11 protein-coding genes are annotated in these 14,801 nt (G+C 46.1%); 8 read left to right on the forward strand and 3 right to left on the reverse strand.

The genetic code is table 11. The features are described 5' to 3' along the window. Nucleotides 1-12 precede the first annotated feature (12 nt). Nucleotides 13-699, forward strand: coding sequence for a BON domain-containing protein (locus tag ACNPNW_RS12140; protein ID WP_423089783.1), 687 nt, complete (start codon nucleotides 13-15; stop codon nucleotides 697-699). Further along, nucleotides 689-1,570, forward strand: a complete 882-nt coding sequence (locus ACNPNW_RS12145) for an alpha/beta hydrolase (RefSeq protein ID WP_423089782.1) — start codon at nucleotides 689-691, stop codon at nucleotides 1,568-1,570. Before ACNPNW_RS12140 ends, ACNPNW_RS12145 begins: the two co-directional genes overlap by 11 nt. Nucleotides 1,571-1,674: 104 nt before the next feature. Here ACNPNW_RS12145 and nudC read toward each other — a convergent pair whose 3' ends face one another. The 3 genes from nudC to dnaQ all read right to left on the reverse strand — a co-directional run bounded on the left by nudC (nucleotide 1,675) and on the right by dnaQ (nucleotide 5,597). Beyond that, nucleotides 1,675-2,451, reverse strand: a complete 777-nt coding sequence (gene nudC / locus ACNPNW_RS12150) for an NAD(+) diphosphatase (protein WP_423089781.1) — start codon at nucleotides 2,449-2,451, stop codon at nucleotides 1,675-1,677. Further along, nucleotides 2,451-4,094, reverse strand: a complete 1,644-nt coding sequence (locus ACNPNW_RS12155) for a chemotaxis protein (RefSeq protein WP_262458150.1) — start codon at nucleotides 4,092-4,094, stop codon at nucleotides 2,451-2,453. Before ACNPNW_RS12155 ends, nudC begins: the two co-directional genes overlap by 1 nt. A gap of 126 nt (nucleotides 4,095-4,220) precedes the next feature. After that, nucleotides 4,221-5,597: a DNA polymerase III subunit epsilon gene (gene dnaQ / locus ACNPNW_RS12160; protein WP_423089780.1), complete on the reverse strand. Its 1,377-nt coding sequence runs from the start codon at nucleotides 5,595-5,597 to the stop codon at nucleotides 4,221-4,223. 207 nt (nucleotides 5,598-5,804) lie between these two features. On the opposite strand from dnaQ, the gene ACNPNW_RS12165 reads away from it, so the two are divergent. The 6 genes from ACNPNW_RS12165 to ACNPNW_RS12190 all read left to right on the forward strand — a co-directional run. Continuing rightward, nucleotides 5,805-9,098, forward strand: a complete 3,294-nt coding sequence (locus tag ACNPNW_RS12165) for a LysM peptidoglycan-binding domain-containing protein (RefSeq protein WP_423089779.1) — start codon at nucleotides 5,805-5,807, stop codon at nucleotides 9,096-9,098. A gap of 10 nt (nucleotides 9,099-9,108) precedes the next feature. Continuing rightward, nucleotides 9,109-10,950, forward strand: a complete 1,842-nt coding sequence (locus ACNPNW_RS12170; RefSeq protein WP_448766997.1) for an extracellular solute-binding protein — start codon at nucleotides 9,109-9,111, stop codon at nucleotides 10,948-10,950. Nucleotides 10,951-10,974: 24 nt separating this feature from the next. Next, nucleotides 10,975-12,021 (forward strand): microcin C ABC transporter permease YejB, encoded by a 1,047-nt coding sequence (yejB, locus tag ACNPNW_RS12175; protein ID WP_423089777.1) that lies wholly within the window; start codon nucleotides 10,975-10,977, stop codon nucleotides 12,019-12,021. Beyond that, nucleotides 12,021-13,031 carry an ABC transporter permease gene (locus ACNPNW_RS12180; RefSeq protein WP_423089776.1) on the forward strand — a complete coding sequence of 337 codons (1,011 nt, stop codon included), beginning with the start codon at nucleotides 12,021-12,023 and terminating at the stop codon, nucleotides 13,029-13,031. Before yejB ends, ACNPNW_RS12180 begins: the two co-directional genes overlap by 1 nt. Before the next feature lie 130 nt (nucleotides 13,032-13,161). Then, complete coding sequence (locus ACNPNW_RS12185; protein ID WP_144724467.1) at nucleotides 13,162-14,406, forward strand: NADH:flavin oxidoreductase/NADH oxidase family protein; 1,245 nt, start codon at nucleotides 13,162-13,164, stop codon at nucleotides 14,404-14,406. A gap of 111 nt (nucleotides 14,407-14,517) precedes the next feature. Then, nucleotides 14,518-14,801 (forward strand): helix-turn-helix domain-containing protein (locus tag ACNPNW_RS12190; RefSeq protein ID WP_448766646.1); only part of this gene is annotated, 284 nt, incomplete at its 3' end.

Below are 14,801 nucleotides of genomic sequence, written 5' to 3' on the forward strand. Positions count from 1 at the left end.
GAGTCTTGCTGAGTGGTTAAGCGTATTGCAATAACAATGCTGTGTGTCGCAAGTTTATCAGGTTGTGCCAGTTTTATTTCCAGCGGCACAGGTACGGCTCCTGTCGGAACTGAAAGTGGGGCGCGTACCTTAGGGCAGGTATTTATTGATTCCTCAATTGTCCGTACTGCAAAAATTAATCTTTATAAACTGGATTCGCGCTTTAAGCAGGCCCGGGTCAATATTGAAAGTTTTCATGGCAATGTCTTGCTGACCGGTCAGGTGCCGGATGCCCATTTAAAGCAATTGGCTGAAGACAATGTCAAATCCATGAGTGATGTCAAAGCGGTACATAATTTTATTACTGTCGGTAATCAGATCAGCTATAGCACCATTATGCAGGATACTGCAGTGACTGCAAATACTCGTGGCTTGATCATGAAGGCGACTGTGGTTGCGGATAGTAAAGTACATGTGCATACTGAAGATGGCGTTCTGTATGTAATGGGGCGTTTAAATGGTGCCGAGATTGCTGACCTGAATCAGGTGCTACAACAAGTGGGTAATGTCACCAAAATTGTGACTTTGATCGATAACGTGGAGCAATATTCAAGTCTGGCTAATCAAAACTTTGCTGCACCGGCATATGCGCAGCAGGGTATTGAACAGACGCCGGTTGCCATTGATCCTGATACGGTTGAACCGACCTATGAACCATAAGGTCGGCCAGTTTAAAACCCAACTCTCACAGCGTATTCTGCAGTTTCAGCAACATTATCAAGATTTCCGGTTATACGATTTTGGCAGTTATGCCCTAAATCGTTTAACCCCGAAACAAGGTTACACGGTCGAAACCCAATTGGCCTATGGCCTGAAATCCCGGCAACGCTTTGACTTGTTTCGGAGTCAGCAGCCTTTGCTACATCGCCCACTCATTGTTTTTGTGCATGGCGGCGCCTGGTTGCATGGCGATAAAAAGGATTACCAGTTTATTGGCGAGTCCTTTGCTAGAGAAGGCTATGATGTGGTGGTGATGAATTACCATCTGGCGCCACAGCATATTTTCCCGACCTATATTCATGATCTGCATCTGTTGCTGAATCATTTGCAGCAGTCAGCTGGACAGTTGCAGATCTGTGCAGAAAATCTGGTCCTGATGGGACATTCTGCCGGGGCATTCAATGTGATGTCTGCCTTATATCATCCGCAATCTGCCAGTATTGATCATAGTCAAGTTCGGGCGATTATTGGTCTGGCAGGTCCTTATCATTTTGATTATAAAGATGATCCGATCTGTGCAGGTGCATTTGATCAGGCGGTGCCTTATCAGCAGGTGATGCCTTATTATTTTGTTAGAAATAGCTCAACCCGGCATTATCTGTTTATTGCCGAAAAAGACAAGATTGTCGGGCATTTCAATAGCCAGGATTTGGACCGTGTACTGAAAGAGAAGGGCAATCATAGCCATCTGATTCAAATTCCGAAACTTGGTCATATTACGATTGTGGGTTCACTCTCCAGTTTGTTTAGCCGGTTTTTCCAGACCAAGGCACAGGTGCTTTGGGCGCTCGAGGATGCATTTAAATCCTGATACTAATATTTGGTTTAACTAAGCAATAGATAAAAAAGAATCCAGTGGATGATCTCCCCTGGATTCTTTTTTAAGCCGTTGAGCTAAATCTTTCGAGTGCAGATTTATAGCCAGGTCTTGGTGTCGTCTGAGACTGCCGTACCTTGAGTCACATGCATGATCATGGCATGGGCAATACTACCTTTGAATGGAATTTCCGGCAGCTGATCGAATTTAAAGAATTGCGCATCGCTAATTTCTTCTTCCTGCAGCTGTAGCTCACCGCCAGCATATTCTGCCTTGAAAGCAATCATCAGGTTACTTGGGAAAGGCCAGGGCTGGCTGGCCAGATACTGAATATTCTTGAGCTTTAAACCGACTTCTTCCAGCGTTTCACGACGTACTGCATCTTCCAGCGTTTCACCCACTTCAACGAAACCGGCAATCAGTCCATACATCTGGCTTTTAGTATTACGTGCATTTTTGGCCAGCAGAATCTCGTCTTTGCCTCGGGTAATGACGGTAATAACGCAAGGCTGTACCCGTGGATATTGCCGGTAGTTGCAGGATGGGCAGAGCATGGCATATTCAACAGCATGCGCTTCAGTCACTGTACCGCAATGACTACAGAACTTATGGTTACGACGCCATTCTAAAAGTTGTACTGCGCGGCTGGCCTGTTCGAATTGCTGGGTATTCCAGAACTGTAACAGCTGACGGATGGGAACCAGTTGCAAGCCTGCAGGAATCGGCTCATCGGGAAGAAGATCACGGGCAATCACCTGATCACCCGTGTGGAGTAGCAAATCACTTGCTAAGGCTTCAACCCGTGGAAGTTGAAAGTGTTGATCGACCAGCAGTTGCTGTTGTTGAAAAATATAAGCAAGTGATAATTTGGACATTAGGCAACTATTTTGAGTTTCTCACTACTGTCCAATGCTACCTGAAACATCGCCTGTAATACAGGCTGTTTGTTCTTTAAGTTATCAATCATCATGTCGGCACTGGCCAGGGTGTCTAAAGCACGATGAATTTCTTCCGGACTTAATGCAATCGACAGATCAATACGGTTCTTGATGAATTCTGCAGTGGTGGTGAATGCAGTACGAACATGTTCTGCATTCAGGAACAGCATCGCGCCGCCAATCTCGCAAAACTGTACAGGAACAGGTTCGAGGGCAGTCAAGTCATGATCTTGCAGGTAATTGCTGAGAATCTGGCTAGAAAGCTCGATCAGGGCCTTGGTTTCTGTGAGTAAAGCAGCGTGTGCTTCATCCAGACGGTCCAGAGAAATATTCATGTTGTTGACGCGCAGCTGCAAGCGGCTCGAAGTGTGATGACGTTCCAGTACGCCAATCGAGTTCATGGCAGACAGAATGACATTCATCAACTGCTGGGCAAAGCTGGCATCCTGCATAATCTCGGGCTGGCTCAGTGAAGCAGCCTGACGGGTCAGGTCATGATAGGCTTCATTCAGGTTCAACACCTTGAAGATATTGGCCAAACTATTCAGTTGAGCCTGTAATTCCTGAGTCTTTTCAGGCGTCATATTCTGATAGTTGAACTCGATGTCATTACGAATCTGTGCCATTTCCGTGGTCACCAACTCGCTGATGGTATGCATGGTTTCAAAGTCAGGACCATACAGGTGGCGACTGAAGACCTGTAATTGCATATCGGTCAGTAGGTCATCGCCAACATTGAGCTGGCTACGGATAGATTGCGCAGTTTCATCTTCCTGACTGATACATAGGCTGAGCACATTGGCCAGATCAGCCAGCGAAGCCTTGAAGCTGTCTGCCGAGCTAAAATACTGTGCCATGTTGCGCTCAATGCTCACCAAGGTGCGTAGACGTGGCTCATTAATCAGCAGGTGCTCAATATTGTTTAACGCGACATATACCAGATTCCAGTACTGCTTGCTGTCATGTTGTTCTGCAAGTCCGGCCAGATAAGCCCCCACCAGTTTGATGGCTTGCAAATCCAGTTCACTTTCTTCCTGATTGATCAGCTTGTTGAGTGACAGCTTATACAGACGGTGTACATATTGGGATTTTTCCAGACTTGGTGCCTGTGGCAGCGCAAAATCAGGAGTGACGCAATCTAATAGCGATTCTACATGCTGGCCTTCAGTCGTCAGTGGTTTACCCAAAGCCAGTTCCAAGCGGTTCAGGGTATCCAGCAAAAACTGTGGAATTTTTACTTCACGCAAACAGATAAATTCGATATAGCGTTTCAGCATAGTGGTGCCTTCACTCAAGGCGATCACTTCTTGAGTATTGACCTGCGCCGGATTCCCCATAATCTTGCGCATTAATTCTGCTGAATATTGAGCGACTTTTGCCAGACTGGACATGTCGATGAGTGCCAGAACCTGGGCGCATTGTTCGAACTGATTTAATGCATCATCAATACCAAAAGGTAAAGTCTGGTCTTCTACCAAGGTGCTTACTGCTGATTCGACTAACTTGATCGAGTTATCAACCTCATTTTTTATTATCAGTAAAGCTGTTGGATCAAAATGTATAGAGGTTTGGTAAGACATGATCTGCACCTTTCCTGGAGTATTATCTATATATGAGCCCCCGCTTTAAACTACGGGGCCTCTTTGTATTTACTATAACTGAAGAACGATAGTTTTAAACCTAAAGTATCCCCGGAAATGTAGATTTTATTTCGCGAAAAGGCAAGCAGTTCCATGTTTTTCTTCGAATTGTTTGACCCAATTCTCATGTTCCTGTAATTCCTGTTCTGACGGAAGAATCACCGGCAATTCAATTTCAACTCTGGCCATTCCTGAGCGGCTGTTCTGGTCTTCAGACTGAGACAGGGCATCGATATCAAAAGACACCTGTCCACCGGTCATCGCCAGATAAACATCGGACAGGATTTCCGCATCGAGCAAGGCACCGTGGAAGGTACGGTCGCGTTGTGGAATCTCGTAACGGCGCACTAAGGCATCCAGCGAGTTTTTCTGCCCGGGATGCTTGGACTTGGCCAGTGCCAAGGTATCGGTGACGTCACAAACCTCGGAGAGCGCCTTAAAACCTGCACGTTTGAATTCCATATCCAGGAAGTTCATATCGAAGGTCGCGTTATGCGCAATAATTTCCGCGCCGTGTAAATAGTCAAACAGCACTTGAGAAATTTCTTCAAACAGCGGTTTGTCTTGCAGGAATTCATCGGTGATCCCGTGGACATTCACAGAATCGCCAACCGGTGTTTTTGGGTTGATATAGATATGAATCGAGCTGCCGGTCAGTTTGCGGTTGATCATTTCCAGCGCGCCGACTTCAATAATCCGGTCACCATCCTGATAATAAAAACCGGTGGTTTCAGTATCCAGAATCAGTTGTCGTGGGCCATGCAGCTGTAGCTTTGCTGGTGTAATGACAATTTGCGGATGTAGCTCAGTCGAGGCAGATGCGTCTAAAGATGAAGCATCTTCATTGCTGTCTGTTGCTAAAACTTCAGTCTGTACAATTTCTTCAACAGTCACTTCGATGATTTCTTCCAGCTCTTCTTCTTCGCTCTCGGCCAGATCAAGACCGAAAGGATCGTCTAGCAACCAGTCGGGTTCAGATTTTTTTTTATCTTCAGACATTGAAGGGCTTTGCTTGGATTTTTTCAGGGTTTCATCAGCCCCCAGATTGGCCAGCTGATCGGCCATTTCATTGCCCGGATGTCCAGCATGACCTTTGACCCAGTGCCATTCGATGTCACGTCCCTGACAGACTTCATCAAGTTTTTGCCACAGATCCGGATTTTTGACGTCTTTCCAGTTTTTCTTTTTCCAGCCGTGAATCCATTCGGTAATGCCTTGTTTGACATACTTGGAATCGGTATAGATCACCAGTTTGTCTTGCTTGTCACAAAACAGAATCCCTTCAATGGCAGCCGTCAGCTCCATACGGTTGTTAGTAGTATGATCTTCACCACCACAGATTTTGTGTTCTTGTTGGCCATTAACAATGTACGCACCCCAACCGCCTAAACCCGGGTTGCCGCGACAGGCGCCATCAACATAAAGTGTGATAGTGTGTGACATAGATTAAATCCGATCAAAATAGAACAAGCTGGAAGGCTTATTGTATAGTGCAAATGCAGTCGATCAATCTATATGTCCAGGATTTTTTAATTTCTTGTAACATTTAACGTGAAATCGCGGTAAATTATTGGCTTGAGTCTTCGACATGCTTCACTACAATGGCATATCTAAAAAATAAATTTATATACGAGTTGTTTGGATTTCTTTATGTATAAACCAACCGCAATTTTGTGGCAGCCGACATTACCTACATTTTTAAAATATTCTGTACTGGGAACTGCGCTTGCTTCTCTAGGACTGACGGGCTGTTCATCTACACAAAGTGCGACCCAAACAGCATCAAGCAAGCAGGTTGGATCACAATATCTGGATGCCAGCAGTCTGGATGGACTCGAAGATTTACTTTCTGCAACGGATATGCGTGCAGTCGAAGGTGACCGTTTACAGATTCTGAAACATGGTGATGTCTGGAAACGCATGACCGTGGGTTTCAAGATGGACTTAAGTGTCTGGAATCCGCGGATTGATGCTCAGCGTGGCTGGTTTATTTCACGTCAGCCTTATCTGGATCGCTTAAGTGCGCGTGCATCACGTTATTTATATTACACGGTAAAAGAAGCAGAACGCCGTGGTATGCCGACCGAGTTGGCGCTGTTACCGATTATCGAAAGTTCTTATGATCCGGCTGCGACCAGTAGTGCGGCGGCGGCAGGTTTATGGCAATTTATTCCAAGTACCGGCCGTATTTATGGTTTAAAGCAGACCTCATTATACGATGGTCGCCGTGATGTGGTGGAATCGACCCGTGCAGCCTATGAGTTTTTGGGCAGTCTGTATAACCAGTTTGGTTCCTGGGAATTGGCGCTTGCTTCTTATAATGCAGGCCCAGGACGTATCCAGCAGGCAATTAACCGTAATAAAGCCGCAGGTCTGCCTACCGATTATTGGTCATTGAAACTGCCACAAGAAACCATGAGTTACGTGCCACGTTTCTTGGCGGTTGCACAAATTATTAAAAATCCCGGCAGCTATGGGGTGAGCTTGCCACCGATTGCCAACCGTCCGCATTTCCGTGAAGTGCCAGTGGGTGTTGCCAGTTTAAATGAAATTGCAGCGATTACCGGTTTGAGCCGTGCAGAACTGTATCAATTGAACCCGGGTCATCGTGGTGATCATATTGACCCTGCAAGTCCGCGCCGTATTCTGATTCCTGCTGACTTAAGTCCTTCAGTGGATGAGAAGCTGAAAAAATTATCCGGTTCAGGTGGTTTATGGGCGAGTAACACGAGCAGCCTGCCGCGAAATACCACAACAGTGGTGCCAACCAGAGCTACACCGCCAGAATTAAATACGAAAACGATTACGCCTTCTAAACAGACTCCGCCAGCGGTTGTTAGTAATCAGCCTGTAACGACCGTTGCTAAAACAACGACTCCGGCGAAAGCTGTAAGTACGCCATCTGTCGTCACAGCAGCGGTAAGTACGGCGACAACGGCCAATACTGTAACGAAGACTACGAAAAAGATTTCGACGCCTAAAGGCTCATCTGCCTTGGCCAGTTTTGCGGCACAAAGTGATTTGCCAATTCCAAGTGCGCCGCGTATTCCGGTAGCTGTGACACCTGCGGCGCCAGCGAAACAGATTCAGGTCGAACCACCGATTTCGGCAGCTGAGCGTCAGCAAGTTGAGCAGGCGGTCATCGCACAAGATATTCAGAAAACAGTGGATGAAATTCTGCAGCCTGTCGCCACACCGGCAGAACAGGCCCAGGTGGTTGAAGAACTAAAAGCATTGGCGCCGGCAGGCACAGAAATTGTTGATCCTTATGACGGCAAAATCAAGCTGACTGCCATTCAAACCAGCCTGTCTGTGGCTGAGCAGCAAGGCAAGGAACTCACCAAAGGCTTCTCTTATCCAAAAGAAGTTGCTGACAATACCACTGCGAACTCGGTTGAAGCCAAGCTAAATCAGGGCAAAAATTACGTCAAGACGGATTCTGAAGTGGTGGTGGTCGCTCCAAAAGGCAAACGCAGTACCTATAAGGTATTACCAGGTGATAATCTGGCAATGATTGCGGCCAAAAATGGCGTGAATTGGCGTGATGTAGCGAAATGGAACCAGATTGATCCAAATTCTCCGCTGTATGTGGGCACCACCATTTATCTGTATGATGCCAAACCGGTACAGGAAGCCAGCAAAGCCAAAGAAAAGCCGGAAACTTATGTCGTTCAGGCCAATGACTCTCTGACCAGTGTAGCGAATCAGTTTGGTTTCAGTGTGAAACAACTGGCTGATTTCAATGGCTTGAGTACCAATAGCGGTCTATTCGTTGGGCAAAAGCTGTCATTGAAAGATACAGGGCTGTCCAAAGCAAAAGCTGAAGAGATTAAAAAAGCTGAAACTGCCAAGGTTCAGACTAAATCCTATACAGTGAAACGCGGTGAGTATCTGAAACTGATTGCCGATCGTTACGGGCTTTCAAATGCTGAACTGGCATCTTTGACGTCAGGTCTTACTGCCGGTAGCAGTTTGATGGTGGGACAAAAAATCAATGTGCCACTTCAGGAAGTTGAAGAGCTAACAACATCTAACCAGAAAACTGAACAGAAGTTTGAAAATGTTAAAGTCGATCAGACTGCAACTGAAAACTATCAAGTCAAACGCGGTGAAACACTGTATAGCATTGCCAGTCAAAGCAAGCTGAGTGTCTCTGAATTGGCTGCACTGAATGGGTTGTCTGCCAATAGTGGTTTACGTATAGGTCAGACCATCAAGATTCCAGCCGGCAGTCAGATCCCTGAAACCTATACGGTTCAATCGGGTGATACGCTGACCGGCATTGCCGCAAGATACAATCTGTCAATGGACCAAGTGGCGAGCCTGAATGGCATGTCACGTAATGCAGGTTTACGAGTGGGGCAGCGTCTGAAACTGAGTGGTGAAGTCACAGAACCGGTACGTGAAGTGGTCGCGGAAACTGCGACGAAGAATGCAAAATCGGATTCGCATGTGGTGAAATCAGGTGAAACCTTAAGCTCTATTGCGCGTCAGTATCATTTACAACTGAAATATCTGGCAGATTTAAACGGCCTGAATACTAATAGCACAGTGCGTATTGGTCAGCGTTTAAAAATTGAGGGTGACTTTCCGGTAGATAAAAAAGTTGAAGATGTGAAAGTGGCAGCTAAGCCTGTAGCTTCTAAGGCAACTGAATCCTATACAGTAAAATCAGGCGAATCCCTGAATGCAATCGCCAGCCGTTTAGGCATAAGCGTGACCGACTTGGCTCAATTAAATAATCTAAGTCCACGCGCAGGATTAAGGGTCAGTCAAACCATTCAGATTCCAAAACTGGTGACTGATTATAAAGTCAAACGCGGTGATACCTTAATCGGTCTGGCTTCACGCTATGGTATGAACAGCAATGAACTGGCGGAAATGAATGATCTCAAACCGAATACGCAATTGCGTATTGGCGATGTGATTAAAGTACCGAATTAATGAATGGATCATGAGATTCGCTCATTTATTTAAAACTTTCAGGTTGATCTGGCTAGCCCCGCTGCTCGTGAGTAGCAGTTGGGCAGCCCTTATTACCACCCCATATATCGCGCTATATAACCAGCCGAAATATGCCCAGGCCAAATCCCTGCCTTATGCCAATCCGCAAGCACCGAAAGGCGGTACGCTGATTCTGGCAGCTGATGGCAGTTTCGATAATTTGAACAGCATGAATGGCAAGGGCAATGTCACTGAAGGGGGCAACTATATTTTTGACAGTTTGCTGTCCAAGTCACTAGATGAGCCCGGTGTGTACTATCCCTTGCTGGCGGAAAAAGTCAGTTTTGACCCCAAGAAAACCGCCTTTATTATTTTTCATTTAAATCCCAAAGCACGGTTTAGCAATGGCCAGCCGGTGACTGCACAAGATGTCAAATACAGTTTTGAGTTGTTTCAGACCCAGTCCAATTTTGGCCTGCAGATGTATCTGGCTGATTTAAACCGGCTGGAAGTCCTGTCACCTTTACAGGTCAAAATGCATTTCAAATCCGGACATAATCCGGAAATGGCGATGATTGTCGCACAGATGCCCATTTATTCTAAACAGGAATGGCAAAAGCGTAATTTTAAAGAATTGACGCTGAAACCGATGCTGGGTTCAGGGCCCTATGTCATTGAACACATAGATGCTGGACGTAGTATTAGCTACAAACGCAATCCCCGATATTGGGGTAAAGACTTGATGGTCAACCGCGGGCGTTATAATTTTGACCGGATCAAGTATCGTTATTATCGTAGCCCTGAAATCAAGTTCGAAGCTTTCAAGTCGGGCCAATTTACCTTGCATGAGGAAAAACAGGTCAACCGTTGGGTGAAAGACTACCAGTTTCCTGCCGTTCAGCAAGGACAGGTGCAGCGTTACCGCTTTCAGCATCACAACCCGATTCCGACCCAGAGTCTGATATTCAATACCCGCCGTCAGCCTTTTGCCGATATCCGTTTCCGGCAAGCCTTGAGTTTTGCCTATGACTTTGAATGGCTGAATAAAGCCATGTTCTATGGTGAATATCAGCGCCTGAACAGCTTTTTTTCCAATAGCGAGCTTGCATCTTATGGACGGCCAGGCATTCAAGAACTGCACATTTTAAAACCCCATTTAAAGCAGCTTGATCCGGTTCAACGTCAGGCTGTACTGCAGGACTGGAAATATCCTCAGTCAGATGCCTCCGGTTTTAACCGGAACAATCTGTTAAAAGCCCGTCAATTGCTATTAAAGGCAGGCTATCGTTATCAACAGGGGAAGTTGATTAATGCTTCGGGTCAACCGGTACAAGTTGAGTTCCTGTTGCATCAGGCGGAGCAACAGCGTGATCTGATGCCATATCTGCGTCATTTAAAACGCTTGGGCATTCAGGCCAGCATTCGTATGGTAGAAACCGCGCAATATTATGAACGGCTGCGGAATTATCAGTTTGATATGATTGTTGATACCATGCCGCAATCCCTGACACCGGGGCAGGAGCAGAAACAGTTCTGGGGCAGTCAGGCCGCCACGCAGCCAGGTAATTATAATTCTGCCGGCATTCGAAATCCGGCCATTGATGCTGTCATTCAGCAGGTGACTCAGGCTCAAAACCGTGAACAGCTGGTGAATAGTACCCGAGCATTAGACCGTTTACTGCGTGCAGGCTATTATCATATTCTGACTTATGGTACGGGCGAATACTGGTATGCTTACTGGAATATGTATCAGCAGCCGCAACGAAAACCTAAACTCTCCGCCGGGATTGATTACTGGTGGGTCGATGCGGCAAAGGCCAGACATGTGGCTGATTATTTCAAACAGCATTAAGCTCCAAGCCTATCAGGGAGTGCCATGAGCACTTATATTCTCAAACGTCTGTTGCTGATGATTCCAACCTTGCTGATCATTTTGCTGATCAATTTCATGGTGATCCAGCTGGCACCCGGTGGTCCGGTGGAGCAGGCGATTTATCAGGCGCAACAGGTTAATAGTTTGGCGCATACCGGATTGCAGTATCAGGGAAAGCAAGGCCTCACACCGGAGATGCTTGAGAAGATCAATATCCAGTACGGCTTTGACCAGCCGCTGCATATCCGCTTTTGGGAAATGGTAACGCGTTATGCGCAGTTTGATCTGGGACAGAGTTTTTTCAAAGACAAGCCTGTGACTGAACTCATCTGGGAAAAATTGCCCGTATCGCTTTCTTTAGGCCTATGGAGTACCTTGCTGATTTATCTGGTCTCCATTCCTTTAGGAATCAGAAAAGCCCGAAAACATGGCAGTCTATTTGATCAGACCACCTCTCTAGTTTTGGCCGTGGGCTATGCCATTCCAGCCTTTATTTTTGCCATTTTACTCATCGTCTTTTTTGCTGGCGGGTCTTATCTGCAATGGTTTCCCTTGCAGGGAATTCGCTCTGAAAATTTTGCTGAACTCTCATTCTTTGCGAAAATTCAGGATTATTTCTGGCATATGGCCTTGCCGCTGTTGGCCATGGTGCTCGGCGGATTTGCCAGTTTGACCTATCTGGTCAAATTTTCCTTTGTTGAAGAGCTGAGCAAGCAATATGTCCTGGCTGCACGGGCAAAAGGTTTAACTGAATATGCAGTGCTATATCGGCATGTATTCCGGAATGCCATTTTAGTGCTCATCGCAGGTTTGCCCGAAGTTCTGATCGGGGTGTTTTTCGTGGGCAACCTGTTTATCGAGATTATTTTTAATCTGGATGGGTTAGGTGTTTTAGGGTTTGAGGCAATTATCCAGCGTGACTATCCGGTGATTTTTGGTACTTTGTTTATTTTCACCTTGCTCGGTCTGATACTGCGTTTACTCAGCGATTTGCTCTATCAACTGATTGATCCAAGAATTCATTTCAGTTCACGTCGAGGATCACAATAATGTCTTCCTTGATGCAAGTACGCTGGCAACGTTTTAAGCAGCATACGCTGGGCTTTAGCTGCTTCATTATTTTCAGTGCTATTTTCATCATTTCCTTGGGTGCAGAACTGATTGCTAACGATAAACCCTTGCTGGTGAAATATGATCATGCTTTTTATCTGCCCATCCTGAAATCCTATCCGGAAACCACTTTTGGTGGGGTATTTGAGACAGAAGCAGAATATAAAGATCCTGCCGTACAGCAACTGATTGCAGAAAAAGGCTGGGCGATCTGGCCCATCATTCCGTTTTCCTATCAAACGCCAAATTTTGAACTGGCTGAACCGGTGCCATCGCCCCCGAGTGCGCAAAACTGGCTGGGAACAGATGATCAGGGCCGTGATGTTCTGGCACGGATTCTATATGGTTTAAGGATTTCATTACTGTTTGGTTTTGCTCTGACTTTATTGTCTGCGGTGCTGGGAATTTTAGCAGGGGCAATTCAGGGTTATTATGGTGGATGGATTGACCTGATCGGGCAACGCATACTCGAAGTCTGGAGCGGTTTGCCGATGCTGTTTATGGTGATGGTACTGGTCAGTCTGTTTACCCCGAGTATTTACTGGCTATTTCTGATCATGCTGTTATTTGGCTGGACCACACTGGTGAGTATGGTGCGCGCTGAGTTTTTGCGCGCCAGAAATCTGGAATACGTCTGGGCAGCAAGAAGTATTGGGGCCGGGGATGGACGGATCATGTTCAAACATATTCTCCCCAATGTGATAGGTTCTAGCCTGTCACAGTTACCTTTTATGCTAACCGCCAATATTACTGCACTGACAGCGCTGGATTTTTTAGGGTATGGTTTGCCACCCGAGTCGGCATCCCTAGGGGAACTCTTGCTTCAGGTCAAAAACAACTTAAATGCACCGTGGCTGGCATTGTCGGGATTCTTTAGTTTGGCAATTGTACTGAGTTTGCTAATCTATATGGGAGAAGCGGTACGGGATGTTTTTGATCCAAGAAACTAAATCACAAAAATCTTTAATCATGAAAAAATAAGCAGATAAAAATTGTGTAAATTTGACAAGACTGATTGTCAATTGTTCTGGCTTACGTTATAAACGAGTACAAAATAAAAGTAACGTATCAGGACAGATCATGACTCAATTGGCCGATTCCATTCAAATTCGTAATACCACTTTTAAAAATCGCATCATTAAAGGTGCCATGAGTGAAGCACTGGCCAATGATGCCGGCCAGCCCAATCAGGCGCATTTCAAGTTGTATGAAGCATGGGCCGAAGGTGGCTTGGGTTGTGCTATTACGGGTAATGTCATGGTGGATTATCGTGCCAAGAATGAACCGGGCGTCGTAGTGGTAGAAACAGAACGCGATCTGGCGCAGCTCAAAGTCTGGGCCGACGTAGGCAAACAACATGGTATGGTACAACTGGTCCAGTTGTCGCATCCGGGCCGCCAGTGTCCCAAGGGCCTGAATAAAGAAACAGTTGCACCGTCCGCAGTACCCTTTAGTCCGGCTTTGGCAATGAGCTTCGGAACCCCACGGGAACTGCGTGAAGATGAAATCCTGGATATTATCCAGCGCTTTGCCACTTCGGCTGCCATCTGTGAAAAAGCAGGATTTGAGGGGGTGCAGTTACATGGTGCACATGGTTATCTGATCAGTCAGTTTCTGTCACCGCTGACCAATAAGCGGCAGGATCAATGGGGTGGTAGTATTGAGAATCGTACCCGTTTCTTGCTGCAAACCTATCAGGCCGTACGTGCTGCGACTTCGGAAAATTTTATTATTTCAGTCAAGCTGAATTCAGCTGATTTCCAGCGCGGTGGTATTAGCGAAGAAGATGTCATCTATGTCTTTAAGGCGATGGACGCTGCAGGCATTGATATCATTGAAGTGTCAGGTGGTAGCTATGAAGCACCTGCGATGGCCGGCGTGAAAGCAGACAAGCGCAAGGCCTCGACCATTGCCCGTGAAGCCTATTTCCTCGATTTTGCCGAAAAAATCCGGCAGGAAGTGAAGTGTCATATCATGGTCACTGGTGGATTCCGAACTGTTGAAGGCATGAATGCTGCGCTCGACAGTGGTGCTTGTGATTTTGTCGGGATTGCACGTCCCTTTGCAGTAGAACCTGACTTGGGCAATCGTCTGGTTGCAGGGCAGGATGTACGTTATGCGGTTGAGAAAATTAAAACCGGTATTCCAATGGTCGACAAGATGGCGATTATGGAAATCATCTGGTATGCCGCGCAGTTTAAGGAAATTGCCAAAGGCAAGCAGCCTAATCCGAAACTCTCACCACTAAAAGTCTTTTTGCAGTATCTGAAAGGCAATGTCAAAGCGGTGATCAAGGGACAATTAAACTCGCGAAAATCGGCTTAATTTTGATCGCAGATTCAAATCTCAAGTGCGACACATTTGTAGTTAGTTGAAAAAGTTAGGTGTATTCGTAGAATCATTGGACTTTTTCAACTCGCAATTGGAAAGCACACAATGAAGAAATACACCCAACTTTCTCAAGATGAAAGATACGAAATTTATGCTACTTTGAAAAGTAAAAGTTCAATCGCTAGCCTTGCTCGGGAGTTAGGGCGTTCACGATCAACCATCTACCGTGAATTAAAAAGAAATACTGGGCAACGTGGATATAGAGCTCAACAGGCAGCGAAATTTGCAAGTCAAAGACGGTACCGTCCTTCATCACCCATGACAGCATTTGCCTTCGCTTATATTGATTACTTGATTGGCTTGGACTGGTCACCAGAACAAATTTTAGG

The sequence above is a fragment of the Acinetobacter endophylla genome, from assembly GCF_053543775.1.

What these genes read in the sequence shown, in the direction of transcription:
- ACNPNW_RS12145 (WP_423089782.1), top strand. Translation starts at nt 689, where the DNA reads ATGAACCATAAGGTCGGCCAGTTTAAAACCCAACTCTCACAGCGTATT.
- nudC (WP_423089781.1), bottom strand. Translation starts at nt 2,451, where the DNA reads ATGTCCAAATTATCACTTGCTTATATTTTTCAACAACAGCAACTGCTG.
- ACNPNW_RS12155 (WP_262458150.1), bottom strand. Translation starts at nt 4,094, where the DNA reads ATGTCTTACCAAACCTCTATACATTTTGATCCAACAGCTTTACTGATA.
- dnaQ (WP_423089780.1), bottom strand. Translation starts at nt 5,597, where the DNA reads ATGTCACACACTATCACACTTTATGTTGATGGCGCCTGTCGCGGCAAC.
- ACNPNW_RS12165 (WP_423089779.1), top strand. Translation starts at nt 5,805, where the DNA reads ATGTATAAACCAACCGCAATTTTGTGGCAGCCGACATTACCTACATTT.
- ACNPNW_RS12170 (WP_448766997.1), top strand. Translation starts at nt 9,109, where the DNA reads ATGAGATTCGCTCATTTATTTAAAACTTTCAGGTTGATCTGGCTAGCC.
- yejB (WP_423089777.1), top strand. Translation starts at nt 10,975, where the DNA reads ATGAGCACTTATATTCTCAAACGTCTGTTGCTGATGATTCCAACCTTG.
- ACNPNW_RS12180 (WP_423089776.1), top strand. Translation starts at nt 12,021, where the DNA reads ATGTCTTCCTTGATGCAAGTACGCTGGCAACGTTTTAAGCAGCATACG.
- ACNPNW_RS12185 (WP_144724467.1), top strand. Translation starts at nt 13,162, where the DNA reads ATGACTCAATTGGCCGATTCCATTCAAATTCGTAATACCACTTTTAAA.